This window comes from Methylobacterium sp. E-025 (assembly GCF_022829705.1).
Lineage (GTDB): Bacteria > Pseudomonadota > Alphaproteobacteria > Rhizobiales > Beijerinckiaceae > Methylobacterium.
Map to the genome: position 1 here is coordinate 1 of NZ_JAKSYR010000056.1, position 2,289 is coordinate 2,289.

At 59.1% G+C, this 2,289-nt stretch carries 2 protein-coding genes and 1 pseudogene; 2 read left to right on the plus strand and 1 reads right to left on the minus strand.

Going from position 1 to position 2,289, the window contains the following annotated elements; all coding sequences use genetic code 11:
• Positions 1-125, plus strand: a pseudogene (locus MKK64_RS05485) (IS630 family transposase); the annotation flags it as partial.
• Between the two features lie 328 nt (positions 126-453).
• Here MKK64_RS05485 and MKK64_RS05490 read toward each other — a convergent pair.
• The gene (locus MKK64_RS05490) at positions 454-720 is read right to left on the minus strand and encodes a hypothetical protein (protein WP_243932557.1); all 267 of its coding nucleotides are present in this window, start codon (positions 718-720) and stop codon (positions 454-456) included.
• Positions 721-2,024: 1,304 nt separating this feature from the next.
• Between MKK64_RS05490 and MKK64_RS05500 the strand changes: the two genes are divergently transcribed.
• Positions 2,025-2,288 (plus strand): hypothetical protein, encoded by a 264-nt coding sequence (locus MKK64_RS05500; RefSeq protein ID WP_243932559.1) that lies wholly within the window; start codon positions 2,025-2,027, stop codon positions 2,286-2,288.
• The last annotated feature ends 1 nt before the right edge of the window (position 2,289 follow it).

Here is a 2,289-nt window from a genome sequence, read left to right on the forward strand (position 1 = left end):
TGCTACGCAAAGCGGCCGAGCGAACCGTCGAGGGATTGTGGTCGGCCATCGGACGTCTCGTCGACACCGTCACACCTGACGAGTGCGCCAACTTCTTCGCTGCCGCTGGATACGGACCAGATTAAACCGAAAACGCTCTAAGCCGGCCGTGGCCAGCCTTCCGCAGGTGTGGCTTCCTGATGTCATGCCACCAGTCGACGCGCATCAATCTCACGCAGCCTGACCGTTCAACGTATCCTGACACGCTACGCAGTCACAGGTGGCCACAAACGCCCAGCCCGTAATGCCTGGGAGACTGCCATGTGCCATGCAATCGCTCGCCGCAGCCGACCGGTGGTATGGCAGGGCAAACGACAAGACGGGTCACGCCCTCGAGGATGCCAGATGCGATCAATGTGCCTTTCGCCGACTGCGCATCGTCGCGGCTCCCGGACAGCGCACTGATACCGAAACTTATGGCTTGGCCTTAGATAAAGAGACGCTTGCGTCTGCATGAAGTGAAGAGCCATTCTCGGCCTCAATCTCCGCTCGTGCGGCTGCGATGAAGTCAGCACGTTGATCGTCGCTCAGAAGAAAAGCTTCGCTGAGCGGAGGCTCATTTGCAGCGCCGGGGGTACCCCACATTCGATCTCCCAAGCCGTTGTTTTGGAAGTTGCGCTTGGCGCGCGCGAGCACCGCGATTTCGACCACATCCGCGGTCGTCGTCTTGGCCGATTTCATTGGTTGGCCCTGCGTACGGCTGGCTGCGGATAGGCTGGATTGCCGCCAGGGACACCACTGCTGTTCGCAGATGACGTGACATCCGATCTGCCGCTTTCGGACCCGGTAATCTGCTTACGCGACGCGGCTTGGCTCTGGCTGGCGTAATCGGCACGAGAATTCGCTCCCTGCCAGATCATCAGCCCAGCCAAGGAAGTGAGCATCAATCCGACGCTTACGATCAAGACATAGAGGGCTGGTCTGCCACGCTTGCCCTGACGACTGTCCTGACCAGAGGTATGTTCTGACACTTATAAACCTCGCTCGCCCAAATATGTTGGACGTAAAAACAGAACAAGCAGCGTGACCGAGAGGTCCAGACGTGCGACCTTATGGGTGCAATAAACAAATCATAAGGGATCAAAAGATATGATTTATCTGGCGGACTTCTAACCAATTGACGAGATTGCCGCGAATGGGCGGTACAAAGCTACAAATCTTCACGGTGACATTTATGGGACGAACGCTCGGCTCGCTTGGTATGAACGTCTCATAGCTTAGGATGCCTGATTCTATCTAATTGAGTATTCAGACCAACAGCTTGCCCAGTTGGCGGTATGCAAAACCCGCCGCGGCGAACCGGGCGGGCTGAAGGGTCACGGCAGACTGATAGTACCGAAGATGTTACCTTCCGCCACCGCTACCGGTCGAGCCTAGGCGTGAAGGCTGCCCCTCGTTGCCGGAAGCCGCCGAGTCGTCCGAAATTCCATCCTCGGCACGTCCAGTTGGTGAGTAAGTAGCAGCACCCTCTTCGCCAGTCGAACCTGGCTGGCGGGTCACGACACCAGGCACGCCACGCGGGCCGACCTCACCCGTGCTTGCGGGCACATCCTGATACTGGGCGAAGGCAGGCGTAGAGAGCACGGCCGCAACAGCAGCGGCGAGCAAAATTTTAATCACTGTAATTCCAGATGATGGAGATGCGGCAGGAAAATCCTGGAGCGTCTGACAACAGGCGCTGTACGCGATCGATCCCGCGACAGTTCGGCCATCACGGTATAGTGTTTGACCAGGATCGTCAGTGCTACTTCGCCTGTCCGGCCATTGGGTGAACTTTGCAGCACCGATCCTGTTTAAGTCACGCCGTTCGGTGCTGGCGTAGCCATCGCGTGGCCTCCTCCAGCGTGTCGAAGATCGGCGCTGAGATACCAACGAGCCGTCCGAAGGCCGCCTCCACGAACCAGCCCGGGCCCACCTCGTGCTCGGGGGTATCAAGGCGCACGCCGGAGCGAGCCGTGGTTGAACCAGCTACGGGAAAGTTAGTCATGGATGCGCACGACAACGTCGAGACGTTGCTCGTGCTGCAGCCGATCTTGGTTGACACGGGCAGCCCGGATCGGGCAGAGCGTCTGGTACTCGCAAACGGCCTTCTGCTCGTAGTGATGGTGCGCCTACATAGCCCCGAGCACGGGGTGCGCCTGGGCTGGTTCGTGGAGGCGGCCTTCGGACGGCTCGTTGGTATCTCAGCGGCGATCTTCGACACGCTGGAGGAGGGACCGCGATGGCTGGGACAGCACCGAAAGCCGTGAC